At 40.2% G+C, this 23,771-nt stretch carries 23 protein-coding genes and 2 pseudogenes; 9 read left to right on the top strand and 16 right to left on the bottom strand.

Annotated features, from left to right (window positions below; all coding sequences use genetic code 11):
* Nucleotides 1–57 precede the first annotated feature (57 nt).
* Nucleotides 58–990, bottom strand: coding sequence for a nucleoside hydrolase (locus HU830_RS05020; RefSeq protein ID WP_176942695.1), 933 nt, complete (start codon nt 988–990; stop codon nt 58–60).
* Nucleotides 968–1,435 (bottom strand): MarR family winged helix-turn-helix transcriptional regulator, encoded by a 468-nt coding sequence (locus HU830_RS05015; RefSeq protein ID WP_176942694.1) that lies wholly within the window; start codon nt 1,433–1,435, stop codon nt 968–970. Before HU830_RS05015 ends, HU830_RS05020 begins: the two co-directional genes overlap by 23 nt.
* 154 nt (nt 1,436–1,589) lie before the next feature.
* Here HU830_RS05015 and HU830_RS05010 point away from each other — a divergent pair, with 154 nt between their 5' ends.
* A complete protein-coding gene (locus HU830_RS05010; RefSeq protein ID WP_176942693.1) occupies nt 1,590–1,739 on the top strand; it encodes a hypothetical protein in 150 nt (49 codons plus the stop codon).
* 179 nt (nt 1,740–1,918) lie between these two features.
* Here the strand turns inward: HU830_RS05010 and HU830_RS05005 are convergent, their stop codons facing one another.
* Nucleotides 1,919–2,251 carry a uracil-DNA glycosylase family protein gene (locus HU830_RS05005; RefSeq protein ID WP_324196308.1) on the bottom strand — a complete coding sequence of 111 codons (333 nt, stop codon included), beginning with the start codon at nt 2,249–2,251 and terminating at the stop codon, nt 1,919–1,921.
* 177 nt (nt 2,252–2,428) lie between these two features.
* The gene (locus tag HU830_RS08885; protein ID WP_228765813.1) at nt 2,429–2,617 is read right to left on the bottom strand and encodes a hypothetical protein; all 189 of its coding nucleotides are present in this window, start codon (nt 2,615–2,617) and stop codon (nt 2,429–2,431) included.
* A gap of 428 nt (nt 2,618–3,045) precedes the next feature.
* Between HU830_RS08885 and HU830_RS05000 the strand changes: the two genes are divergently transcribed.
* From HU830_RS05000 to HU830_RS04990, 3 genes are read left to right on the top strand one after another with little or no spacing between them, the layout of a single operon-like run.
* Nucleotides 3,046–3,330, top strand: coding sequence for a type II toxin-antitoxin system RelB/DinJ family antitoxin (locus HU830_RS05000; RefSeq protein ID WP_176942692.1), 285 nt, complete (start codon nt 3,046–3,048; stop codon nt 3,328–3,330).
* Nucleotides 3,320–3,601, top strand: a complete 282-nt coding sequence (locus HU830_RS04995) for a type II toxin-antitoxin system YafQ family toxin (protein ID WP_176942691.1) — start codon at nt 3,320–3,322, stop codon at nt 3,599–3,601. Before HU830_RS05000 ends, HU830_RS04995 begins: the two co-directional genes overlap by 11 nt.
* 55 nt (nt 3,602–3,656) lie before the next feature.
* Nucleotides 3,657–3,932 (top strand): helix-turn-helix domain-containing protein, encoded by a 276-nt coding sequence (locus HU830_RS04990; protein ID WP_176942690.1) that lies wholly within the window; start codon nt 3,657–3,659, stop codon nt 3,930–3,932.
* A 151-nt stretch (nt 3,933–4,083) separates the two neighbouring features.
* Here HU830_RS04990 and HU830_RS04985 read toward each other — a convergent pair whose 3' ends face one another.
* The 10 genes from HU830_RS04985 to HU830_RS04940 all read right to left on the bottom strand — a co-directional run bounded on the left by HU830_RS04985 (nt 4,084) and on the right by HU830_RS04940 (nt 16,451).
* Nucleotides 4,084–5,433 (bottom strand): uracil-xanthine permease family protein, encoded by a 1,350-nt coding sequence (locus HU830_RS04985; protein ID WP_176942689.1) that lies wholly within the window; start codon nt 5,431–5,433, stop codon nt 4,084–4,086.
* Nucleotides 5,434–5,448: 15 nt separating this feature from the next.
* Complete coding sequence (locus HU830_RS04980) at nt 5,449–6,804, bottom strand: amidohydrolase family protein (protein ID WP_176942688.1); 1,356 nt, start codon at nt 6,802–6,804, stop codon at nt 5,449–5,451.
* A gap of 229 nt (nt 6,805–7,033) precedes the next feature.
* Entirely contained in the window at nt 7,034–8,959 is a 1,926-nt protein-coding gene (locus HU830_RS04975) for a copper-translocating P-type ATPase (RefSeq protein WP_176942687.1), read from the bottom strand.
* Nucleotides 8,960–8,989: 30 nt separating this feature from the next.
* Nucleotides 8,990–9,388, bottom strand: a complete 399-nt coding sequence (locus HU830_RS04970; RefSeq protein WP_176942686.1) for a cupredoxin domain-containing protein — start codon at nt 9,386–9,388, stop codon at nt 8,990–8,992.
* Between the two features lie 25 nt (nt 9,389–9,413).
* The gene (locus HU830_RS04965) at nt 9,414–9,836 is read right to left on the bottom strand and encodes a CopY/TcrY family copper transport repressor (RefSeq protein ID WP_176942685.1); all 423 of its coding nucleotides are present in this window, start codon (nt 9,834–9,836) and stop codon (nt 9,414–9,416) included.
* Between the two features lie 205 nt (nt 9,837–10,041).
* Nucleotides 10,042–11,037 (bottom strand): D-2-hydroxyacid dehydrogenase, encoded by a 996-nt coding sequence (locus HU830_RS04960; protein WP_176942684.1) that lies wholly within the window; start codon nt 11,035–11,037, stop codon nt 10,042–10,044.
* Between the two features lie 156 nt (nt 11,038–11,193).
* The gene (locus HU830_RS04955) at nt 11,194–12,105 is read right to left on the bottom strand and encodes a DMT family transporter (protein ID WP_176942683.1); all 912 of its coding nucleotides are present in this window, start codon (nt 12,103–12,105) and stop codon (nt 11,194–11,196) included.
* 99 nt (nt 12,106–12,204) lie between these two features.
* Nucleotides 12,205–13,461 carry an MFS transporter gene (locus HU830_RS04950; protein WP_176942682.1) on the bottom strand — a complete coding sequence of 419 codons (1,257 nt, stop codon included), beginning with the start codon at nt 13,459–13,461 and terminating at the stop codon, nt 12,205–12,207.
* Nucleotides 13,462–13,741: 280 nt separating this feature from the next.
* Complete coding sequence (locus HU830_RS04945) at nt 13,742–15,172, bottom strand: C69 family dipeptidase (RefSeq protein WP_176942681.1); 1,431 nt, start codon at nt 15,170–15,172, stop codon at nt 13,742–13,744.
* Between the two features lie 64 nt (nt 15,173–15,236).
* Nucleotides 15,237–16,451, bottom strand: coding sequence for an MFS transporter (locus HU830_RS04940; protein ID WP_176942680.1), 1,215 nt, complete (start codon nt 16,449–16,451; stop codon nt 15,237–15,239).
* Between the two features lie 97 nt (nt 16,452–16,548).
* On the opposite strand from HU830_RS04940, the gene HU830_RS04935 reads away from it, so the two are divergent.
* From HU830_RS04935 to HU830_RS09095, 5 genes and pseudogenes are all read left to right on the top strand, one after another.
* A complete protein-coding gene (locus HU830_RS04935; RefSeq protein ID WP_176942679.1) occupies nt 16,549–17,397 on the top strand; it encodes an Rgg family transcriptional regulator in 849 nt (282 codons plus the stop codon).
* 361 nt (nt 17,398–17,758) lie between these two features.
* Nucleotides 17,759–19,048 carry a nucleobase:cation symporter-2 family protein gene (locus HU830_RS04930; RefSeq protein ID WP_176942678.1) on the top strand — a complete coding sequence of 430 codons (1,290 nt, stop codon included), beginning with the start codon at nt 17,759–17,761 and terminating at the stop codon, nt 19,046–19,048.
* A gap of 632 nt (nt 19,049–19,680) precedes the next feature.
* On the top strand, nt 19,681–20,328 hold the full coding sequence (locus HU830_RS04925; protein WP_228765811.1) for an ABC transporter ATP-binding protein: 648 nt from the start codon (nt 19,681–19,683) through the stop codon (nt 20,326–20,328).
* A gap of 84 nt (nt 20,329–20,412) precedes the next feature.
* Nucleotides 20,413–20,604, top strand: coding sequence for a hypothetical protein (locus tag HU830_RS04920; RefSeq protein ID WP_176942677.1), 192 nt, complete (start codon nt 20,413–20,415; stop codon nt 20,602–20,604).
* A gap of 648 nt (nt 20,605–21,252) precedes the next feature.
* Nucleotides 21,253–21,462: pseudogene (locus HU830_RS09095) on the top strand (hypothetical protein); the annotation flags it as partial.
* 157 nt (nt 21,463–21,619) lie between these two features.
* Here the strand turns inward: HU830_RS09095 and HU830_RS09090 are convergent.
* Both HU830_RS09090 and HU830_RS04905 read right to left on the bottom strand, forming a co-directional pair.
* Nucleotides 21,620–21,682, bottom strand: a complete 63-nt coding sequence (locus HU830_RS09090) for a putative holin-like toxin (RefSeq protein WP_222843308.1) — start codon at nt 21,680–21,682, stop codon at nt 21,620–21,622.
* Between the two features lie 417 nt (nt 21,683–22,099).
* Nucleotides 22,100–23,023 (bottom strand): annotated as a pseudogene (locus tag HU830_RS04905) (ArsB/NhaD family transporter).
* Between the last annotated feature and the right edge of the window lie 748 nt (nt 23,024–23,771).

The following is a 23,771-nucleotide window of genomic DNA, read 5'->3' as shown; positions in this document are numbered from 1 at the left end:
TCATTCTAAACTAGAATGGACAAAAAGTGAAGATAAAAGTTTTATTTTCAGAAAAAATTATGAAAGTCGCGCGTCCAAAAGAGCTAAAGAGTCAAGCAGAAATTGAGCGGCGGCGGCGCGGTCAACTTGCTTTAGGACCAGAATATTAGCAGGTTCTTGCTCTATGATCTGAACGGCTCCTCTTTGCTCATCCCAAGTGGTTGCGACTGCAAGAGCATGCTTTTCTCCTTGAAAGTATTCTGGGTGAAGGAGGTAAGTGATGGTAGCTAAATCGTGAATGGGAGCCATGGTAAAGCCATGCTTTTTTTCAGCTGCAAAGTAGGGAACCAGAATTTTGTAAGCTAATTCGCTAGCTGGTCCGCGGTCATGCAGAGAATCAATTTCGGGGGCAGTTAAAGCCGTGTGGTGCGTTACATCCAAACCGCAAAGGATGATTTCAATCCCCGAACTGAGGACAATTTGGGCGGCATCGGGATCAACGTAGAAATTAAATTCGGCCGCGTCCGTCACGTTACCGGCCGTCAAAGTTCCGCCCATGATGATAATTCGGGCAATCTTGGCCTTATCTTCTGGGAAAACTTTAAGCAAGAGGCTGATATTGGTTAAGGGTGCCGTGGCGACAATGGTGATCGGGACGTCACTTTGGCTAATAATCTCATGGAGAAAAACGATTCCGCCTTGTTTTTGAACCGGATATTGATCAGCAGCTGAAGGAAAAGTGGGACCGGCGAGACCATTTTCCCCGTGAAATTCAGAAGCATTTTCCAAGTTTTTGATTAAAGGGACAGCTTGCCCGGCAGCCATGGGAGTTTGTTGGTGCAAGAACCAAAGTAAATGCTGCAGGTTGCGGGTGACGTTGGTGAGAACTTGGTTGCCTCCAACGGTGGTCATTCCTAAAACTTCAACTTCTTTGGGGTGAGCGAAGGTTTCTAAAATCGCTAGGGCATCATCGCTCCCCGGGTCGCAATCAAAGACGATTTTTGTGGTCATGATCTTCCTCCTTAGTAGTCATCAGGTCAATTTGTTCAGGTAATTTTTCCAAAGCCTTGATAAAGCTCCGCCGTTGGAAAGCACTGAGGCAACTGAGTAATTGCTCATTGGTAGTTTCCAAAAATCGGGAAATCTGCGGTTGGATTTCTTCGGCTTTCGGTAAGGCTGAAATAATTTTGATTCGAGAGTCAGATGGGGAAACATTCCGAATAATGAGTTGATTTTCTTCCATCTTTTGGAGAACACTAGTGGCGGTAGAACGTCGAATATTAAATTCGCGCTCGATATCTTTTTGGTAGACGAATTGGTTCTGGGGCAGATGGTTAATGTAGTCAATAATTTGGAGTTGAACTCCGGTCAAACCAAATTGTTTGGCGAAGTTGTTAATCTCCCGTGATAATTGATTAGAAACAATCTTGATCATATGCATTACATTTTCTGTCATAAACGATCCTCCTCCTAATAATGTTAGCATACTAACTAAGGAAAATCCGCATAGATTGCTTGCTGGCCGCCAGAATTACGGGATAAAACTTGAATCTCCCGGCGAAATCTTTTAAACTGAAAAGGTTAAGTTGACGGTGAGAGGAGGACTGAACATGGCAAATACGCATAAAGGTGTGACTGGACGGCGTCGTCCCACATCTAAAGGAAACTCAGCTAGTCGGCGCCAACATACAGATGCTGTCTTAGCATTCTTATTTGATGGCTTGGCTGAAATGAAAGAAAAAAGCAAATCCAAAAAATAACTTTCAAACTTGATTCTCTAACTCAAACAGAGTTGGAGAATTTTTTTGTGGTGGATAGATTTTATAATTAATTTAAAGAAGAATTACTTTAGGGACAAATGATAACCACGTCCGCTTGCGATTCTATGGATTGCGCACATTTTAATTGATTAGTAGTTACCGCAAATTATTTTAACACGTCAGTCTAGATTTAAGGCCTGTAAGTACTTATTTAAGTATTTATCTTTATCTTGTGCATGGTATTGAGTGATATATCTGGGATGTTCTAATGGAATAATCTTTTCAAAGAATTTGTGGCTGTTATTTATCGTTTTTAAAACTTGATAGTTTTCGCCGCTGCCAATGCAGTAACATATTGAAGTATCTATTCCAAAAGAAATAATCTTACGGAGTGATTCAACTAGAAACGGAAGTAAAATTTTTAAAATATTTTTATTTTCATAATAATTACAGTTTACATAGTTCCCTTTAGGATTTTTTTGGATTATTCCCAGGGGACAAACAAAATTCATGATAAAATTTTCGGACTCCGCCATAATTATTCATTACTTCGTATATGAAATTTGAAGACGCCTGATTGATCCGAAATCCCGCAATTTTTATAGCCGTTTCTTCTTGTAAATGTTGGACATCTTCAAAGGGAATTCCCGTTACTGCTGATCCTCTTCTAGCTGGAGAACTTCCCAAGATCAACTTGCGATGATGCAGATCGTTGAAAAATTTCTTATAAAAATAGAACTCATTTCACTGATTAATTCTTTTTGTTCTCCAGAATAGGGATGCAAAATCATGTAGTTTTTTGGTAGATCAATAGAAAAGGCCCCTAACTCTGCATTAAATTGGGCTATATTTTCTCCAAAAGTATTTTGGTTATCCATCTTATTCTCTTTTATTTTTCGGGTCTTGGAATATTTAATATTTAATAATCTGCTGTGTAGTTACAAATAAAAGCTATTCTAAGCGACTTTCTCTGCAATTATACTTACTTTTTTGCCGTATATAGTGCCTTAACGGTCGTAAGTTGATATGGCGTTGATTTAAGCCCTTTTTTAGCGTTGACTGAAATAGATACTGTTTGCCAAAATATGTGAATAAGTATACTGATCGGATAGGTCACGGGCTCGCAGTTTCATAAAAAAATCAGCAACTCAAGAAGATCTAAGTGAGTTTAGTGACTTGATAAAGAAGAGGTCAGTAGAGCTTAAAAATAGCTAAAAGATTAGATTTTTTGATCTGAATTCTTGATAAGTTATTGACAAACGTACGTCCGTTAGATGTACAATAGGCATACAAGGAGGATTAAATCATGGAAGTAAAAAATAAAACTGTTCGTATTTCCGCTAGAATTGATCCAGAAACAAAGACGGCTGCTCAGGAGGCTCTTTCTACTATGGGTCTAGATATGAGTACAGCTATTTCAATTTTTCTAAAGCAAGTTGCCCGCGATCAACGTTTACCATTTACACCAGATGCCAAAGATCCCTTGGATAGAGCTACGGATATTGCGCTTCAAGATGTGAAAGCTGGGCGCGTGACGACCTTTAATTCACTAGCAGATTTTCGCAAAGACTTGTATTCAAATGAAGATTAGCCTAACTTCTAAATACCGAAAACAGCTTAAACTAGCTAAAAAACGTGGCCTGGATTTGCAGCTGATTGATATTGCCGTTACAGCCATTGTCGAAGGTGATTTAGCTAGACTTCAGAGGCTTAAAGATCACAGATTATCTGGGCGTTATAAAAATCAAAGGGAACTTCATTTAGCTCCTGATTGGCTTTTAAGATATCAAATAGTTGGAGATAGAGTGGAATTATTACTCCTAGCAACGGGATCTCATAGAGATGTTTTAGGAATTGAATAATAGAGTAGAACTCAAACTGATCCCTCGCAAACCAATTTTATAAGGAGATGGAGAAATGACCACCAAGAAATTCAGCGACCTACTCAAAGAAGACTTAGCTGATCCTAATTTTAAAAAAGCTTATGCTCAAGAAATGGGTAAACTAGATAGTGCTGTAGAATTCCAAAGGGCCCGTTTAAGTGCCGGCCTAACACAGGGAGATTTAGCAGCCAAAGCTGGTCTTGCACAGGCAACCGTCGTTCGAATCGAACGAGGCGATAACACGAGCTTTGCAAGCTTAAGCAAATTTGCGCTTGCTTTAGGAAAAACTCTTAAAGTTAAATTTATATAATAGCTGCCATTTTTATTTTAAATAAGCATAGATTTAACCTAAACAAGTTTTAAAAACCACAGGCTTATTTTGGCAACTATCAGCGATCGTAGGAAAATTATCCAGAGTTTTTTAGATTTAATTATCATCGAACCCTCCCTGATTTCAAAGGTTAATTAGCAGCAGGATGGGAAGTTTTCGCCTTTGATTTGGGAACCATGATTAAATTTAAGACCATCGCGACCAGAGCACTAACCGCGATTGGTGAACCACAGAAAACTTGTAGCAGGAAGGGTGCTTTCTTTAATAGGGCTGGGGGCAAGAAGATGAGGGCTAAAGTAATAATTAAAGGGACACCGATAATATAGAGGTCGCCTTCTCGTTCCGGAAGGGGCCGGATAACCCGTAAACCGTTCAACATGATTGTGACACAGATAATTGTGAAAACTCCGCCGATAACTGGGGCGGGAATCGCCGCTAGAAAAGCAGCTATTTTAGTACCGAAACCTAGAATAAGGAACCAAATGCTGGCAGCCCAAAAGACCCGTTTGCTGGCAACCCCAGTAATTGAGACAATCCCTGCGTTGGTTGAATAGCTTGTGACTGGAGTTGTTCCTAGAAAAGCGGCCATCAGGCAGCTGACACCTTCGCCGATTAAACCGCGGTTCCATTGCCGAGCAGCAATCGGTTTTTGAATCACGGCACTCATCGCGAACCAAGTTCCTGTTGTTTCGGTAACTAAAATTAAGTAAATGATTAGGAAAGTCAAGATTGCTGTTGGTGAAAAGGAGACCCCATAGTGGAGCACGGTTCCATGCGGCCAACTTAACCAAGGGGCTTTTTGAACGCTTTGCCAATTAAAGCGACCAAGAAAAGTTGCACACAAGGTACCGATTAAAAGAGCACTGATAATTGCTCCCGTTCGTAAAATCCGCTGTCCACGAGGAAAATGGAGACTCAAGGTGATCATCGTTAATAAAGTCAGCGCTGTAATTCCTGCTAAAAAGATATTTTCCATTTTGGGACCGGGAGCTTGGAAAATATTACTTTGGAGAGCGGTGGGAATCAAGGATAGACCGACGCAAGTGATGATGGTTCCCCCGACAATTGGGGGAACTAATTTTTGAATTACTCGATAGAAAATCCCTGATGCTCCTAAGATAATTAAAAGTAAGGCTCCAATTAGACAGGCTCCTAAAAGATTGGACATCCCAGATTGAAGATTGGGAGCCGCCAGAACGGTTGTTGCCGCTGCAGTTAAGGGAACGAAAGAGGGCCCTTGTGAGAGGGGAATCTTCATAAAAATTACAGTTTGGAGAAAGGTTCCAATTCCCGCTGCTAAAAAAGTGACCTGGAGTAAATCGGTTTTGGCCCCCGTTGGCAGAGCGAGCATCAAGGCTAAGACCATCGATGGAACATAAACGTCCATCGCTAACACATGTTGTAAGCCTAGGAGACCGGCTTCACTTTTTTTAATCGGATCATCAGGCCCTAATAAGAGATTCTGGGGAGAATTAGCCATGGATTAAGCTTCCTTTCACTGATTATGATTAGCGACAACTTGACCCTTGACGAAGACGGTTTGAATATTTTGGGCGGTTGTCTGATACATTAGACGTTCAAAAATGGCTGCCGGATCAGAACTAGCAATTTTAGCTAAAGGATCTTGGACAACTTGCAAATCAGCGGTATAGCCGGTCTTAATTTGCCCGGTATTTAGATGAAGAGCTTGGGCTCCATTGACCGTCGCCATATAGAAAGCTTGCCGGGCTGTAATCCGGGAATTCTTAACTCCCCGCTCACTTGCCTTTTGCCGAGCATCGACACCATCTTCCAGCATGCGTGCAGAAATGATTGCTTGTTGAATATTACGATACATACTAGGAGTAAAACCTCCTGAAATATCCGTTCCTAAGCCGACGGTAATTTTTTCTTGAAGAATCTTTCGCACGGGTAAGACAGCATTTCCAAAGTAGGCATTAGAGATTGGACAGTGAGCCAGAGCAGCTTTTTGTTGGTGAAAAGTAGCCAAGTTGGCGTCAACCAACATTGTTCCGTGGGCCATGATGGAATTAGCGGTTAAAAGTCCGAAAGATTTTAAAACTTCAGTATCGCTGCGTCCAAAGCGCTCTTGGACGTAATTATCTTCCCAGTCACTTTCGCTGCAATGGGATTGAATCAACAGGCCAGTTTCTTGGGCCAGTTGCCCCAAGCCGGCTAAGACAGCATCCGAACAACTAGGGACAAAACGGGGCGTTAAAACTGGTTGAATGAGGCCAGTTTGACCGTAGCGTTCTCGCAGGGTATCGATAAAGTGGCGAGTACTCTCTAAGGCAGATTCCGCCGAAGAATTGCGATAGTAAGCCGGAGTTTGCTCGGGATTATCCATGACAACTTGTCCGATGAAGGCTCTTTGCCCTGCTTGCGCACATTGGGCAGCTAAGACGAGATTAGCCGCTTCATCAATAGTTCCAAAATAAAGCACCGTCGTGGTTCCGTTGGCTAGGAGGGTTTGAACCAAGTTTTGATAGCTACCTTGGGCAAAATCAGGATCTTGGTATTGGGCCTCTAGGGGAAAAGTATAGTCTTGTAACCAAGCATTTAAGGGTTTGTCGAGAGCAATCCCTGCTTGGGGCCATTGCGGCGCATGGAGATGTAAATCAATGAAGCCAGGTAATAAGTACTCGTCAGGTGGTAAACATTGTAAAATATTTTTTTCCTGGGCGTCTTGAAGAACCGTGGTATATGCAGGATCAGCCGGGGTTAAAATTTGGGCGATTTGGCCATTAGGGTCAATTCCGATTAAAGCTGCTGGTTCAAAGTCAACTTGCTCAGGTGTTTGCGCTGAAAAAAAGGAAGCTTGGAGAACTTTTTGGAAAATGATGGAGCTCAACTCCTTTCTAATTTGATATCATCATAACACGAAATATTTCAAATATAAATATAATATTGTTCGGATAATACTTGAAAACTTAATAGAAAATAAACTGACTTTAGTAGGCTGAAAACCAAGATTTTTGGACTTCAATTAATTTATGAAGTGGAATTTTATTTTGCAATAATTGTTCGGAATAAAATAAAAACCCCAGTTTTTCAAAAACTGGAGTCGGAAGTAGAGTTAATTAGGCTGAGGCTTGATTTTGGGGTAGAGAGGTCCACTTTAAGAGTAAGGAGCTGGCAACTACCGATAGGGAGCTGAGCGCCATCCCTAACCCAGCTAATTCGGGACTTAAGGTAAGTCCGACCCCAGCGAAGAGACCGGCGGCAATGGGAATCCCGAGGGTATTGTAAATGAAAGCCCAGAAGAGATTAATTTTGATGCGTCGTAAGGTTTGGTGGCTAAGCTCTAGGGCCCGGGGAACATCTTCCAAATCATTGCGCACGAGAATAATCCCACCGGATTCTAAGGCAATATCTGTCCCGGCCCCCATCGCAATCCCGACATCGGCTTGCGTAAGGGCGGGAGCATCATTGATTCCGTCACCAACAAAAGCGACCGGTCCTTTTTCTTGCAAACTTTTGATGTGGAGAGCTTTTTCTTCCGGCAATACTTGGGCCACCACTTGATCAATTCCGACTTCTTGGGCCACCGCTTCGGCTACCTCTTGGTTGTCGCCGGTTAACATGACAGTTTGAATCTGCCGTTTTTGAAGTTCAGCTAAAGCTGGTTGAGCGCTATCTTTGGGCTGATCTTGGAGGGCGATTAGGCCTAAGATTTTTTGTTCTTGACCGATCAGCATTACCGTCTTGACTTCCTTTTCAAGGCGAGTTAGAGATTGCTGGATTGAGGTAGGATATTCATAATGAGCAAGAAATTGGGGATTACCAAGGGCGATCTTTTTCCCGGCAAGTTCAGCGGTCACTCCTTGACCTTGTTGTTCGCGAAAAGCCGTCACTGACGCGGGAGTCAAATTTAGCTTGCGGGTATAGGCGTTGATAGCTTGAGCAAGGGGATGATCGGAAGCAGCTTCTAAAGCGGCTGCAATTGCTAGCACTTGATCGCGCGGCCCGATGACATCAGTGACCTGTGGTTGACCAACGGTTAAAGTTCCGGTTTTATCGAAAATCACCGTTTTGACTCTAGCTGCTGCTTCTAAAACTTCGCCATTTTTAATTAAAATTCCCATTTTGGCGCCGCGGCCGGTACCGACCATCAAGGCCGTGGGAGTAGCAATTCCTAGAGCACAAGGGCAGGCAATGACAATTACAGCCACGGCAAACATTAAGGCTTGTCCCAAGGAGGCTTGGAAAAAGAGAACCCAGACGTCAAAAGTCAAAAGAGCAATAATTAAGACCGCCGGGACAAAGATATTCGCGATTCGATCAGCAATCTTTTGGATAGGAGCATGACTAGTTTGCGCTTTTTTGACAAGTTCGACGATTTGGGCTAAGAAGGTATCAGCTCCCACCTTAGTGGCTCGAAACCAGAAAGTTCCGGTCTGATTAACCGTGGCCCCGATGACTTCATCAGCCACACTTTTAGTCACAGGCAGGCTTTCACCGGTGACCATGGATTCATCAATGGTTGATTCACCTTCAGTGATTACCCCATCGACGGCGATTTTTTCACCCGGTTTGACTCGAATTAAATCTCCCACGGCAATCTCGGCTAGAGGAACTTTGATGATTTGCCCGTCTTTGGAAACTTCCGCGGTGGGAGCTTGGAGATCTAATAAATTTTCGATCGATCTCGAGGCTTGCCGTTGCATTCTTTCCTCGAGCACCTGACCAAGTAAGATAAAGGTAATTACTAGCGCAGCACTTTCGAAAAAGACATCCTGCTGGTGAAACATGGCGTAGATACTATAGAGATAGGCGGTCAAAGTTCCTACGGCGATCAAGGTATCCATGTTTGCCTGGTGATTTTTTAAAGCGGCCCAACTACTTTGAATGAAGGGTCCGGCGGCAATGAGCATAATGGCGGTGGTTAAGCCTAGCTGAGTCCAAGTGCCTCCGGGAAGCATCCACCCCCAGGGCATGGTGAACATATTGATAAACATCGGTAAAGAAAAAATAAAAGAAAAGAGAAAACGCTGTTGAATTGTCATGCTGGGAGCCACCTTTCGCAAGTCTTACTTTTACTGGGCAGAGTTTGCTTTTTGAGCTTGGACAAGCACTTGTCCGTGAAACATGTTCATGCCGCAAGCAAAGGGGTATTCTCCCGCTTTAGAAGTGTCGAATTTTACCGTGGTCGCTTCGTTGCGGGGTAAAAATTTGTTGATGCCCTGTTTTTCAAAAACGACTCTTTCTAAGCAGCTGGAAGGATCTTTGCGCGTAAAAGTTAATTCTGCCGGAATTCCCTGTTGAAAGACGACTTGACTGGGACTATAACCACCATCAACGGTGATCGTGGCCTGCTGTTGGTGATCGGCGGTAACTTGAGCAGTCGTGCTGGTGTTTTGGCGGCTGGCAAAGAACCACCAAACAATTAAAGCAATAACGATAATGGTGACGAAGACTAAAATTATTTTCAACATTGTATATTTCTCCTTCAAAAATCTGCTAGGAACAAGAACAAATTGCTGTCTGATCGAGACAATTACAATCTACTTTAGTCGGAGCAGTGGGTAGTTTTTCCTGAATGATGTTTTGCAGATCTGCTAAATCTTTTTGAGACAAGGTCAGGTTAGCCAATAAGTCAGCCAAGACGAGCCCTTGTTTGGTAGCACAAAGATTTTCAAATAGAGCGCTAGCCGTTTGCTTCATTGCTGTAGTTTCGCTAATCGCCGGATGATAGACGAAGCTGCGACCCACCCGGGTCGTGGTCAGAACCTGCTTTTTAACCAAACGGGCTAGTAAGGTTTTCACAGTAGAAGCAGACCAATCATCTTGAATGACTTCGACAACTGTACTGCTTTGGGCTTGTCCTTTAGTCCAGATGATACGCATAATTTTCCATTCTGCCGGAGTCATGATTAAATCCATCGAAATCCTCCTCTGTTGACATTTGTAGTCTTAAGGATAGAAGGATAGTCTACATTTGTCAACATAAAAGCAATTATTTAGAAACCCTGGCTCTAAAATCCCCTGGCAGAAGGGGGAGTTAAGGATAATTTTAGATAAACAAAAATGGATTCTGCCTAATTACAGAATCCATCTTGGGGGAGTATTACAAATTTGAATTGGAAAATTAATATTTAACTAAGGTATCTGGAGTCTCACCCTTAATTAATTGCAGACTAGCATCAAATGATTTTTGAACCATGTTTTCGACCGCTGTTTCCGTGTAGAAAGCAGTATGTGGTGTAACAATGACATTTTGTCGTCGGAAAAGATCTTCTAAGTTAGCGTCCGGAACTGGTTGACCAGCCCAATCCTTATTAAAGATACCAACTTCTTTTTCGTAAACGTCTAAGCCAGCGGCAGCGACTTGACCATTATCTAGAGCTTTCAATAAATCATCGGTATCGATTAAATCACCGCGGGCTACATTGATAATAATTACGCTGTCTTTCATCTTAGCGATGGAATCAGCATTAATCATATGGATATTTTCCTTAACGGAAGGAACATGCAAAGTAATGATGTCTGATTGTTGGTACAATTCATCCAAACTATCGACATAAAGATCAGCAGCCTTAATTTCTGGATTTTGGAAAATATCGTAGCAAACAACTTTAGCACCAAAGCCTTGTAAAATATTGATCAAAACGCGACCAATATGACCAGTTCCGATGACCCCAACAGTTTGCATGCGCATCTCACGGCCAATTTCTGGAGCCCAACGTAAATCACGTTGTTTTATTTTAGCATCATATTCTGGAACGCGCCGCAACAGACGCCCCATCAACCAAGCAGCATGTTCGGCAATCGCATTCGGCGAATAAACTGGAACGTTGGTAATTTGAAAACCAAGTTTTTCAGCAACTGGTAAGTCAATGTTATCAATTCCGACATTTCTTAAACTCAGTTTGTTCACGCCCAATTTCTGGAGCTCTTCTAAAACTTCTTTGGTGTACGGAGCTTGCTGGAAAGTTACGGCAGCATCGGCACCTTGCGCCTTGCTAGCTGTTTCTGGAGTCAAATTCTCGGATTCCACTTGAACTTCAACGTCAGGATGTTGAGATTTCCAAGCCTTGAGTGCGGGCATTTCGTCATCCCGGATACTATAACTGATAATTTTCATAAAGTTAGCGCTCCCGTTATTATAAATTTAAATCTATCCTTATTTTAGTTTAATTAGAAAACGATTTCAATAAACTTTCATTCTTTAACGAATATTAATTGAAAAATTTTACGATTAGAAATAGGAAATCAAAAAGTTAAGGTCAGAAAATCTTCTTTAGGCTTCTAGATCGGCAGTATCACGATTTAAAATATAAATGGCGACGATAACCACTAAGGCACCGAAAATTTCCACGGGAGAAAACTTGGCTCCCAAAAAACAGGCACTGAGAACGAAAGTCACTAATGGTTGAACGGCATCAGTAATGCTGACAATTGCTGAGGAAACGTATTGCGTAGCGGTAATCATAATTAAAAAGGCCATCAAGGTTCCTAGAAGAATGATGGTTCCCACGCCGATTGCGGCTGCTAAATCAAAATGAGCTGGAAGATGCCAGATCGGGCGGACGAATTGCGATAAAATTCCGCTGATGAACATTCCCCAACCGGTAACCTCGACTGGTGAACAGCCCCGCTTGATTAAAATTTGGGGTAAAACCACATATAAGGCCGCTGTCAAACCAGATAAAACTCCCCAAATAAAAGAATCAAAGGGAATCGATAAATGATGAATATCACCTTGGGTAATTAATAAAAAGACCCCAATTAGGGCGATAACAAAGGCGCCCATGTTATTCTTGGTTGGTTTTTGTTTTCCAAACAAAATCATTCCCAATAAGATAAACAGGGGACTGAGATATTGCAAAATAGTGGCTGCTGCAGAATTTCCCCCTTGGATACTGTAATAGAAAGTATACATATTTGCCAGTAATCCAAAAATGGAAAAAGATACTAAAAGTAGAACATTTGACCAGTTCTTAAAGAGGGGACTGGCCTGTTTTTTTGGTTGGAGCAATGCAATAATAACTAGAATCGTTCCGGCAATTAAAGTTCGGGTTCCAATGAACCAGGTAGCTGGGACTGCAGCGTTTTGAGCTACAAATTGCATGACAGTTCCCGAAACTCCCCAGATTGCTGAGGCTGTTAGTGCTAAAATTGTGCCTCGTTTTTGTCTTTGCTTGGCATTCATGCCGTCGCCTCCTTAATCTAAACTTAAATTTTAGTACAAATCTACTAGTAATGTATAGCTTCTGGACTAAAGAAGTTGAAATTTATCTTGAAAATAATTTTAGTTGGCAGATTTCGTCGTTATTTTGAGAGCCAAGATACTAGTAATTAGCGCGGTTAAAAAGCTAATAGCAATTAAGCTAGTGATTGAAGTGTTCAACCCGCCAACCGTCGCCACGGTCGTAAAAATCGCTGTTCCTAAAGGTTGAGAAATGGTTACCAACATATTCAAGGTCCCCATTGAGGAACTTAAGATACTGCGCTCTACAGAAGTAGTAATCCATTTAGTAATTTTGGGACCCATAATTCCGGCGAAAAAACCCACAAGGACGCAAAAAACTAAACAGAGCCAGACTTGGCGAAGAAGCATCATACTAAACTCCCCCATGACCATTAGCGCTGTAATCCAAGAAAAATGCTGCACGGGAATATTTTTAAAAAGTAGCGTTCCTAAAATTCCCCCACTGGCAACACCGAGACCTAAAGCGGTGGTATAACAGGCAATTGTAAAACTGAAGTTCAAAATTAACATTTGTTGCTCACTGTTTCGCACCAAAATCGCGAAGAGGGGATCCATAGTTCCCAAAATCCCATTGACCAAAGTTAAGGTTAAGATACTGGGGACGAGTCCAGGAATGTGAATCGTTTGTCGGTAAACTTTTTTCAAAGTTTGACCTAGACTGTCGCGATTAATGTTCGTCGACTCGGAAGTGACCGGCTTTGCTTTTTGTAAATTAGTTCGGCGACTAGTGATCGCAAATAAAGCCGCCGCCACTAAGAAAGTTCCCGCATTAACTACCGCCAAAAGGGAATAATTCATGACTAAAAGTAAGCCAGAGCCGACAAATTGGGCCAACATGGTAATGATTTGGTTAAAGCCGTTGTTAAAGCCTTGCGCTTCCCCTAATTGCTTCTCCCCGACTAAGGCGACGATGGTCGGACTTTGTAGGCCATAGGAGTAAATTCCTAAACTATCTGAAAAAAAGTTAAGGACAATGACCATTAAGACTAGGTGCCAGCCAGGAAGATTTTGGCAAAAAAGAAAGCCTACAATAAGATATAAACCGGCTCGAAAAAGAGCCAGATGAACCATACTTCGTAATTTATTCGCGGAACGGTCAGCGAAATAGCCCCCAATCGTGCCAAAAAGGTGGGGCGCAGTTTCCGTAATTCCAATTAGAGAAATAGCCAGAGAGTAATTCTCTAATTTACTAGCATAAGTGATTAAGGCCAGATAGAAGAGGATATCACCGGCCGTGGAGAAAAAACTACCCAGGGAAAAGATTCGGAAATTTGAATTTTTTAGAAAAACATTCATAACTATTTGCCTCCCAGAAACGAACTCTGCCTTTTAGTAAAACAAAAGCTTCCGGGAATCAATGGTCTTTTTTTAATTCGAAATGAGGATTTCTATAAAGAAAATTAAAAAAATAATCTATTAAAAATAAAATATATAATTTAAATATATATTATTTGATAATTATCTCCTAGGAAAAGTTGGCAGAAAGTAGCTAATAAAAAGCCCCCGAAAAGACTGATCTTCTCAGGGGGTGAAATCCTTCTTAGGAAGGGGGCTAATCGAACTTTATTGTCAATCTTTAAAGATTACGGTCCATGTTAAAGGTCAACTTGGATAAATTAATACTAGTTTGCAATAGTTCTCCAAAATATTGGCGAGATTTAATGGCTGTTTGTTGAGCAAAAGCTTCATTTTCTTGCGTGAGAAATTCGGTTGCTGCCAATCCTTGGTAGCTTCGCGCCGCTTGATCGGTCTGAGCCACATGAGTCCGAGCGGCTTGCCGAAAATCAGTCAAATAATCACGATTAGCTTGAATTAATTCGGGATAGTGGCTTTCAACCAAGGTTGAAAGACCATTATACAACCAATAAGCTTGGTCCAAATTAAACTTAGCATCAGTCTGAGCGAAACTGGCCGGAGTAGCCTTCATATTAGTATAGAAGGGCAAGTAGGGCGCAAAAGTCGGGTAACCAAAACAAAACCACATTAAGCTCGCCGTGGCTGCTGGTTGATCGCCGCGAATTTGCAGAATGTGCGAATTTTGCGTCCGATTTAAGCCAATTGGTCGATAAAGATACTTTTCGGGAGTTTCCCGTGATTGCAAGGGATCAAAAGGCGTTTCATTGTAGTGAGAACCCAGAATATATTCTAAATCTTCAACGGAAATTTGGTGGTCAGTGTGACAGATAAAAGGCAGTTCGCCGTCTTCCGGGTCTTGTTCGATTTTGGGATTAAGAACGCGTTGGCCAAACCAAACGCGGGGATTGTTATAGTGGCGGTCTTTTTGATTGTTAGTTCCGAAAATGTGCCGGAAATTCCAACCATGAGCATCGGGATTAAGATGATGTTCTTGGACAAATTCTTGAATTTTTTCTGACCAAAGAAAATCTTCAGGCTTGCTAAAGTCAACTTCTTGAATGGAAACTCGATTGGCCGCGATGGCGTAAGCATCATCAGGAATTCTTTGCGCTAGCCAATGATGACCAGTGACGATTTCTAAATACCAAACTTCCTGGCTGTCGCTGAATAAAATTGAATTTCCAGCGGGAGAACCATATTGGGCGATTAAATCACCCGTCCGTTGGACGCCGTCGCGGGCAGAATCAATATAAGGTAAGACCATCCGCAGGAGGCAGTCTTCATCTAGACCGTCAGGAACCAAGGGATCATAAGCTAAAGCGCGCTCGTTTCCATAGGTACTTTCAGTCGCCGACATGGCGACATTGTGGCTGTTGATTCCACTTTCGTCATAGTAACCTTCATGTTGGTAGTCGACGTTAGGAACAGCGGGCCAGCCGTAGCTTTTGGCGGGAACAGGAGCCTCAAACTTATTGAGCCATGATTTAACAGTCGGAGTGTCGCTGGCGTCTTGGGCCTGATGGTAGACAAATTGATGCGGAGCCACGGCGTGAAAAGTATCATCGTTGCGGGCAATCATCGTTGAGCCGTCTAGGGAAGCCTTTTTCCCGACTAAAATGCTGGTGCAGGCGGATAAGGGTTGAACTGACATTGAAATACTTCCTTTGATAGTATTATTCCATTTTAACATTATACCCATCTTAGGTGAGTTTAAATTAAGATTTCCATAAAATCAATTTACTGATAATTAATAGTGTAATACCGTAAATTATGAAACATAAATATGAAAATGGGAGGCTGAGACTAGCTAAAATTGGAAAAATCAGAGCAGTAATTGGCGGAATAACAACTAACATTGAATTAACTGTGGTTACAATACCACCTAAACGTTCGGCCGGATAGTTATTAATAATTTTGGCAGAAAATCGCGGAGATACGATTCCCAAAGCCAAGGCAATAATACTTGAACTAAATAGAATTAAATAGATATTTTGCTGTAGGAAACCGATCCCCGCGATAATAATAAAGAGATTGGAAATCATATTAAACCTAGTAGTGCTTGTTTTTGTCAAATATTTGGGGCTAATTTCACTGCCAATAATCATAAAAATTGTTATTGAACTGGATAATATTGCTATTGTAATTGGCTTGGAAAAGAAGATAACCGCAGAATCTTTTAAAAATAAGACAAAGATAGGGGTTATACCACCAAAAAAGCCATTTATTAATGATAGCTGAAAAAGATCATTTAAAATAATTTTATTTTGAAAAATGGTTTTTAAATTTCCGGTAATCATTTGTCGCAAGGGATCATTGGGACTAGCTTTGATTTTATTTTCTATACTTTCTAATTTTTTTCTTACCAGTAGAAAAAGAATTCCCACTAATAGAAAAATAAGAGCATTTAGAAAGGCAACTGTTTGTGATAAGAAAAATGACAGCAATAAGGAACCAGTGAAGGTCGCCAAAACGTTTACGAGCTGAGAAGTAACACTGATTAATCCTTGGGCTTGTTCCATATCGTTACGCTTAATTAACAATTTAGTAAAGGGGGCAGTCAGGGCTGAGGAATAATTTCCAAATATATCAGATAAAAAATTTAGGCTGGCCATAATTACAATTAGAATAAAAGTAGAAGAATAGTTTAGTAAAAAGCCCATTAATGTATAAATACAGCTTCGTAATAAAGAATTAATAATCATTCTACGTACTTTATGTTGTTGACGATCAGCAATGCTGCCAATAAAGAAACCTAACAATAAAGGTACTGTTTCAGATACAGAAACAATGGTTATAGCTAGATTAGCTTGAGGCAAACTGGTAGCTAGCATGAGCATTGTTGTATAAAAAAGACGATCACCAATCTTGGAAAATAGGCTAATAGCAGTTAATTTGGAGAATAGTGTATTACATTTTATAAAATTAATCATGTTTGATAAAGCCCCCCTCTTAATTTTATTTTGAGTTATAATTTTCTCGATAAACGTGTAAGTGAACTTTTGTTTACTAAATTAAGGAGGGGTGGATATGTATGGTGTAGTAAAAAAAAAAATTAGAGAAAGTAAGGGCTTACCTATCAAAGGCGTATACTATGATATTTGTTCCAAAACGAACGCTATAAAGTTTGAAAAAGGGGAACGGACGTTAGCAGCAGATAAGTTTAACAAAGTGTTAGACAACTTACTGATTACTATGGATGAATTTTTATGGATAAAGAATGGCTACCAGCCTGGCGTAAATCATTATCACTTTTATATGTTTAAGAAATATTGGAACACTAATCAAAAAAGTAAATTTGAAGAAAATATAAAAACGATAGAATCAAATAGTATAAATATTGAGAGAGTTCAATTATCAAGCTATCGTTTGTTAAAAGAATATTCACAGGATGAAAAATTAAATAGTAGCGAACTGGCAATTGTTATTGATTATTTTACTAACTTGTCTTCCTGGACCTTAAGTGATATTAGATTTTTTGCTAATAATTGTTGTATCTTGCCTTATGAGCTTATGCTGACCTTGTTACAAGAGGCCTTGAAAGCTCAAAATAGATATCGCTACTTTAATAATAGTGATTTAATATTTTCTACGATGTTATCCAACTGTATTAATCAAATGATAAATAAATCCGATCTTAAACTTGCACTATCTTTCATTTCGGTTTTAGAAGCAACTTCCCGGGGGATTGTAATGGCGGGTTATCAGTTGCTAGTCAAATATTATTTAGCAAAAATTGATTTTTTATTTAGAGATTCTAGTAAAGGACATAAGGAACTAGTATCCGTACTTAAACAGGCAGAATTTTTGGATCTGCAAGATTTGGCCGGGGAAATAAAAGCATGTTTGAGCAATAAGGTCCAAAGAAACATAGTTTAGAAAGTACGCTAAATTTAAACTGTGTTTTTTGTTGCTTAAATATCAATATTTTTCAGTACATATCAAAGGACTAATGTAGTTGGTAATAGTCCAGGGCTTGTAAGTATGATTAAAAATATTAAGCGGAAACAATTTACGAACAATAACTTGGAACTAGGTGTAAAAGTTAGCTTTTTATGGAAGCTGTTTTTTAGTCTTAACGGTTGAGGCGATTGGAATTTATAGGCTACATAAGAAAGTAAGCCTAGTAATTTTTCAGTATAAAGACGAACATTGGAAGAATATTTATGTTTAAAATTCCTGTTTTCAGTGGTATGCTGTTAGATACATTCCAGTGACTTACTTAAAGGAGGAACAGATCTTGGAGAAGCAGCAATCGGCTTTCAAAACGGCCCTCTTGGGTTTGCAACATTTATTAGCGATGTACTCAGGAGACATTTTAGTGCCGTTATTAGTCGGGGGAGCATTAGGCTTTAATGCACAGCAGATGGCCTATTTAATCTCTGCCGATATTTTTATGTGTGGGATTGCGACCTTATTGCAGATTAAGCGGACGGTGTGGACCGGAATTGGTCTCCCCGTCGTTCTCGGTTGTGCGGTGGAGTATGTAGCACCCTTGCAACATATCGGGAAAACTCTAGGTTATGGTTATATGTACGGTTCGATTATTATCGCCGGAATTTTTATCTTCTTAATTGCCGGAACTTTTGCGAAACTTCGGCGCTTATTCCCAACTTTAGTAACCGGATCATTGATTACTTTAATTGGTTTCACTTTGATTCCCGTGGCTTTTCAAAATATTGGGGGCGGAAATGTCGCTGCCAAAACTTTCGGGGATAGTACGAACTTACTCTTAGGTTTTAGTACAGCTTTAATTATTATTGTTTTAAATATTTGGACCCATGGTTTTATTCAACAAATTGCAATTTTATTAGGAATTATTGCCGGTACAATTTTGGCAATTGTCTTAGGACAAGTCGGCTTTAGTCCAGTTAGCCAAGCTCATTGGTTTCAATTACCGCAGCTCTTTTACTTTGCAACTCCGAAGTTTGAGTGGTCGTCGATTGTCACCATGGTCTTAACAGCTTTGACTTGTATGATTGAATCAACTGGAGTTTATTTTGCCTTGAGCGAAGTTGTCGGTAAAGAGTTGACCGAACGCGATTTAGCAGATGGTTATCGTTCTGAAGGGATCGCAGCCGTTTTAGGTGGGCTGTTCAACACCTTCCCTTATTCAACTTTCTCGCAAAATGTCGGGATTGTTCAATTATCAGGAATCAAAACTTTGCGCCCAGTTTATTACTCCGCTTTCTTCCTTTTGATTTTAGGAGTTATTCCTAAGGTCGGGGCGATTGCGACGCTGATCCCGACTGCAGTCCTAGGGGGAGCAATGTTGGTGATGTTTGGGATGGTTGGGATCCAAGGAATTAAAATGTTGTCGACGGTCGAAATGACGACCAAGAATATGTTGGTGATGGCGATTTCCATTGGAGTTGGTTTAGGAGTTAGCTCCCAACCGACCCTGTTCCAATATTTACCAACAACTGTCCAAACCGTTCTCAGCAACGGAATGGTTGTCGGTAGTATGACCGCCGTAATTTTAAACTTATGTTTAAATGGAGTCGACAAAGCTACGGTAGCTGCAGAATAAAAATAATTCTAGAAGTGTTGGTGCTTAAGAAGCATCGACGCTTTTTTAATTTAAACGATTAGGATTGGAGATTGTGTTTACCAGAGCTGATAAATAATTATTAGTTGATCTAGTGCGTAAGCTTTTCTTACTAAGTCATGACTTTTTCCATGTCCAAGTGGTTCTAAAGACTTGTTTGGTAGGTGATCAATTCTCTTATCAGGCCTTAGCATGGCATCTTGGTATTCAGGGGGTAGACGGTCGGTCTTTTCTGTAAAATTCGGTTAAGAATAAAGTCGATATTTTTGGATATCAGAGATCTTGCGATTTTAGCAAGCTCTCTTTTTTATCTCCAAATTTGGTTGTGAATTTATTTTGTGGAAGTTATTAATTCTTCTGGGAGCTCTAACTTGGTCATTAAAAATTGCTGACCGTTGGAAGTTAGGTGTAAAGCTCGGGGTGTTTTTAAATCGCTTTCCACGAAGTCTAAATTTTTAAAAGTTTGAAATAGAGCTTGCCCCAAGGATCCAGCTAAATCAAATTGGCGCTCACTCCAATCTAAGTAGGGGAAGGCCCACTTTCTTCTTTTAGCGGCTACTTGGTCTAAGTCAATTTGTAATTCTTGGTGCCAAAACTGCCGGCGAGATGAGAAGATGACGCCAATCTTGGAGGTACGTCAAATAACTAAAACATATGGCACACTAACTGTTGTTCAGGAAATCTCTTTCACGGTCGCAGCTGGTCAGACTATCGCTATTTTAGGACCTGATGGTGCGGGAAAATCAACAACCTTGAAGATGATTTATGCAGCTACGAAAATTAGTAGTGACCGAAGTCTAATTAAGCAATTAGATGTTAGTCAAAACCCTCGGGCAGCCAAATGGCAATTAGGAGTGGTAATGCAAGATGATTTTTTGGATACAACTCTAACGGTTGAAGAGAATCTAATTGCTCATGGAATTTTATTTGATTTGTCGGTTGCCCAAGCTCAAGAAAAAGTGGCCCAGCTCTTAGAATTTGTGGGCTTGTTTAATTATCAAGGAGAAGAAATTAGCCAATTGTTCGGGGGGATGCGGCGTCGGGGGATTTTGGCTTGGGCCTTAATTAATGATCCCCACTTGCTAATTTTAGATGAACCAACAACAGGCTTGGATACTCAATCCCAACATGTCTTTTGGCAGAAAATTAAGCAACTCCAAGCAAAGGGAGTTGCTATTTTACTGACGTCTCATTATGTAGAAGAGATAAGCAAGTTAGCTGATGAATTGATCATGGCCGACTTCGAGCACAGGCGCCAGTAACTGAATTTCCTAGGAAATATGGTTATCCGGATTTAGAAACCGCCTATTTAGGACTGACTAATTTTAGAGAGGGGCAGGATCAAATTGCACAAACTCAACGGATGCGGAATTAGCTCAATTCTAGAAACTAACGGCTATGTTGCGACAATGTTTGATTCCGATGCTGACATTCAGCGGGAACAAAGGCTGATGGCGACAGTCGATAGTCATACTTTTGACGCTTTAATCATTCAACCCTTTAGTTCTGTAGCTAAGATTAATGCCACTATGCGGTGAGAAATACCGATTGTCATTGTTGATCGAGAAACTCCCGGATCCCCTTGGCCACAGGTTGTTACCAACAATTTTGAAGCGGCTCGCGAGGCGACGAACTATTTTGTAGGTAAAAAATATACTCACTTTATTGTACTGACCTAGGAATTGGGACTGGCAAACAATCGTCGTGAACGCTATCGGGGAATTCTTGCTGCGGCGCAAAATGTTGATGTGATAGAAGTTTCCGAATTTTCTTACAATCATCAATCTGTTCATCAACAATTGATTAAACTTTAGCCAGCTACTAAGGAGTGGACAGTTATTTTTGTATTAAAGAAACGTTGGTTGTTAGAATTCGTACCTAATCTGATGTTACAAGGGTATAATCAATCAAATCATAATTTGCCAGCAGTCGCCTTCAAAGCTGATAGCGTTGTGATCTACGATAATAGCCAAAAATTTGTTTCAGTTTACAGAAAAGAGCATGACCAAGTAATTAAAAATAAATTGAGTGAATATCTTTGGATTAATCCGAAAATCACTTTTGAAGTAGCCATTCAAAAACAACTAAATGGCTTTGTTAAAGATAATCCAGATTTAAAAATTGAAAAGTCAATAAATGATCCAGAAAATAAAAACGATACTCGCGATAACTTGGAACAGCTACCAGCCCCAGCACTTAATAAGTCTTATCAGAGCTTGCAACAACAAATTAAGCAAGCGACTGATCCCCAACAAAAATCAGAACTAAAAAACCAGTTAAATGATGTGCACCAAGAAATCAGTAACCGAACGCAACAACAGTTGCAAGATTTTGCTAAACGAAAGTCAGAAATCAAACAATCCGATCCCGAACTGGATCAAAGCCTGAAACGTTAGCCAGTTTTGTTAGGGCATGCTATAATGAAGACAGAAAAAGGACGCCCCGCCGAAAACAGGGCTTCCCATGCAAGCCGCTTCAAAGGCGGTGGCATAATTACAAAACTATATTAATGTCGTCCCGTAACTCGCCAAAGTTATAATCGGGGCGGCTTTTTTATTTGTGGTGCTTGTCGATATAGCTGAGCAGCGCGATTAAAAACGTGCCAAACAGCAACATCAACGAGAGTGTCTGGAAGACGCTCATTGACTGTGAAACCTTTCTGAAGATTATTCCATGTTCCCATGGGCCTCACCTCGCAAGGGAAAAGACAGCCACCGCCCTTAAAACTTCCTGCTTGGACTATTATACCGGGAATTCTCTATATAACCAAGCGCTTAAAAATCCTTGATTTAGTGATCCTTGCTATATATTTTATAAGGGATTTGATGGCAAGATACAGGATGTTTCCCGCCGATACAGAATAATTTAAGTAATTGAACATAAATACGATTTGGAAAATATTATTTGCCTGCACTAGGGTATATCCAAAATGCTTTCATTAATTTGATATGACCACACCTCTTTTACATGTTTGCGGCGGAAAAAAGGTGTAGTCGTTTATCAGAAATTAAAATTATAACCATTATCAAATTTTCAGTGAAAAATTGATAATGATACATATAGCCCAATTAAAGTGACAAATAGCACTGGAATAGTAACTGTAATACCTATTTTAAAGTAAGTTCCCCATTTAATTTTTATACCTTTTTGGCTTAATATATGTAACCAGACTAAGGTTGCCAGAGAACCAATTGGTGTAATTTTTGGACCAAGATCAGAACCAACCACATTCGCTAGAACTAAGCTTTGGTGTAGTATCCCAGTAACATGACTAGCCTGAATAGCTAATGCATTAATCACTACTGTTGGCATGTTATTCATTAGTGAGGATAAAAATGCAGCTAAATAGCCCATTCCCAACGTAGTACCTAAACGACCCCAGCTAGAAATCTGTTTAATTAGAATAGCTAACATACTTGTTAAGCCAGCGTTTTGCAACCCATAAACAACGACATACATACCAATTGAAAACACAACAATATTCCATGGAGCACCTTTAATAGCAGCTAATGCATCAACTTTAGGGCTTCTTCTAGCAAGTAATAAGAATACAGCAGCAATTGGTAAAGCGATTAATGATACTGGCACCTTGACGAAACTACTTAAGAAGTAGCCAATAAGTAGTACTGCTAGGACTAACCAAGATAAATAAAATAGTCACAAGTCTTTAATAGCATTTTTGGGTGAACCCAGTTGACTAGGATCAAATTCTTTAGGAATTGCTTTTCGGAAATATAAGTAAAGAATTAGAATACTAATACCCAGCGAAAATAGATCAGGCATCATATGTCCCTCAAGGAGCTTGCCTCCTTTGTATTGACACAGAAGTTTAATATCTGTTTGTAGATCTCTTCGGTATTGATTATAAATTATTTTGCTTCTATACTTCCGAGTGAATACAATGTGGTACTTGCACAGCCATTTAGTGTGTGCGAAACTGTTTAATTTATTCGCCATTTTCACAGCTCCTCTAAATTTATAATACTTGGCTTTGACAGCTCCATTGTAAATCTCAGAAGAGCTGTTTTAGTTTAACCATTGGACTATCCACCCGCATAGCGGGTGGTTTTTTGTTTCGCACGGACTCCGTGCTCAACTAGGTCTAAAGACAATAAAATTAGAGAAAAGGCCATTACGGTATATTGATAATGATCATGTGACCGTTACCGGTTTTGCGGATACGAATACTACCCGTCGTTTAGAACCGCGCATGAAATTTATCTCGCAAAATCCCTTCCTATTAGGGGTAAGTGCTGGTGAAATGATGATTAATGAGTTGGCGGGACATCCATCCTGAGCGAAACCAGCCGGTAATCACCGTAGCTGCAAAATTTGGTTAATTATTGCTGAAAGAGATTATTATTAGACACTACTAAATTGATCCCTACTTTTTGTAGACATTAAACGTAAAACTACTTTTGTCGTGGTGGCATTTTTTAGTCTTTCACTAGCTGAGAAATTATTTCTTAGGAGTAAATAAATGATTGCCAACAACTAAAGCTAAACTTGTAAGCAACAGCCCTGAAAGATCTGCTTTATTTAAGAAGGCTTGATAAAACAAGTATTTGCCAACAATAGCACTGAGCCAAAAGATAAGTAAATATATCAAGTTTAGTCTAAGTTTTTTGATTTCTAAACCCCCCTGTTGTAATCATTGATTCTCGATTATTAATCTATAACTTTGAATTTAACATGATTTTGAAAT

The sequence above is a fragment of the Bombilactobacillus apium genome (genome assembly GCF_013385145.1).
Classification (GTDB): Bacteria; Bacillota; Bacilli; order Lactobacillales; family Lactobacillaceae; genus Bombilactobacillus; species Bombilactobacillus apium.
Note: the sequence above shows the minus strand (reverse complement) of the source record. Positions and strands in the feature narration are given on the sequence as shown.

What these genes read in the sequence shown, in the direction of transcription:
- HU830_RS04985 (WP_176942689.1), bottom strand. Translation starts at nt 5,433, where the DNA reads ATGGCTAATTCTCCCCAGAATCTCTTATTAGGGCCTGATGATCCGATT.
- HU830_RS04975 (WP_176942687.1), bottom strand. Translation starts at nt 8,959, where the DNA reads ATGACAATTCAACAGCGTTTTCTCTTTTCTTTTATTTTTTCTTTACCG.
- HU830_RS05000 (WP_176942692.1), top strand. Translation starts at nt 3,046, where the DNA reads ATGGAAGTAAAAAATAAAACTGTTCGTATTTCCGCTAGAATTGATCCA.
- HU830_RS04990 (WP_176942690.1), top strand. Translation starts at nt 3,657, where the DNA reads ATGACCACCAAGAAATTCAGCGACCTACTCAAAGAAGACTTAGCTGAT.
- HU830_RS05005 (WP_324196308.1), bottom strand. Translation starts at nt 2,251, where the DNA reads ATGAATTTTGTTTGTCCCCTGGGAATAATCCAAAAAAATCCTAAAGGG.
- HU830_RS05010 (WP_176942693.1), top strand. Translation starts at nt 1,590, where the DNA reads ATGGCAAATACGCATAAAGGTGTGACTGGACGGCGTCGTCCCACATCT.
- HU830_RS04945 (WP_176942681.1), bottom strand. Translation starts at nt 15,172, where the DNA reads ATGTCAGTTCAACCCTTATCCGCCTGCACCAGCATTTTAGTCGGGAAA.
- HU830_RS05020 (WP_176942695.1), bottom strand. Translation starts at nt 990, where the DNA reads ATGACCACAAAAATCGTCTTTGATTGCGACCCGGGGAGCGATGATGCC.
- HU830_RS04940 (WP_176942680.1), bottom strand. Translation starts at nt 16,451, where the DNA reads ATGATTAATTTTATAAAATGTAATACACTATTCTCCAAATTAACTGCT.
- HU830_RS04950 (WP_176942682.1), bottom strand. Translation starts at nt 13,461, where the DNA reads ATGAATGTTTTTCTAAAAAATTCAAATTTCCGAATCTTTTCCCTGGGT.
- HU830_RS04965 (WP_176942685.1), bottom strand. Translation starts at nt 9,836, where the DNA reads ATGGATTTAATCATGACTCCGGCAGAATGGAAAATTATGCGTATCATC.
- HU830_RS04935 (WP_176942679.1), top strand. Translation starts at nt 16,549, where the DNA reads ATGTATGGTGTAGTAAAAAAAAAAATTAGAGAAAGTAAGGGCTTACCT.
- HU830_RS04995 (WP_176942691.1), top strand. Translation starts at nt 3,320, where the DNA reads ATGAAGATTAGCCTAACTTCTAAATACCGAAAACAGCTTAAACTAGCT.
- HU830_RS04955 (WP_176942683.1), bottom strand. Translation starts at nt 12,105, where the DNA reads ATGAATGCCAAGCAAAGACAAAAACGAGGCACAATTTTAGCACTAACA.
- HU830_RS08885 (WP_228765813.1), bottom strand. Translation starts at nt 2,617, where the DNA reads ATGGATAACCAAAATACTTTTGGAGAAAATATAGCCCAATTTAATGCA.
- HU830_RS04925 (WP_228765811.1), top strand. Translation starts at nt 19,681, where the DNA reads ATGACGCCAATCTTGGAGGTACGTCAAATAACTAAAACATATGGCACA.
- HU830_RS04960 (WP_176942684.1), bottom strand. Translation starts at nt 11,037, where the DNA reads ATGAAAATTATCAGTTATAGTATCCGGGATGACGAAATGCCCGCACTC.
- HU830_RS04970 (WP_176942686.1), bottom strand. Translation starts at nt 9,388, where the DNA reads ATGTTGAAAATAATTTTAGTCTTCGTCACCATTATCGTTATTGCTTTA.
- HU830_RS05015 (WP_176942694.1), bottom strand. Translation starts at nt 1,435, where the DNA reads ATGACAGAAAATGTAATGCATATGATCAAGATTGTTTCTAATCAATTA.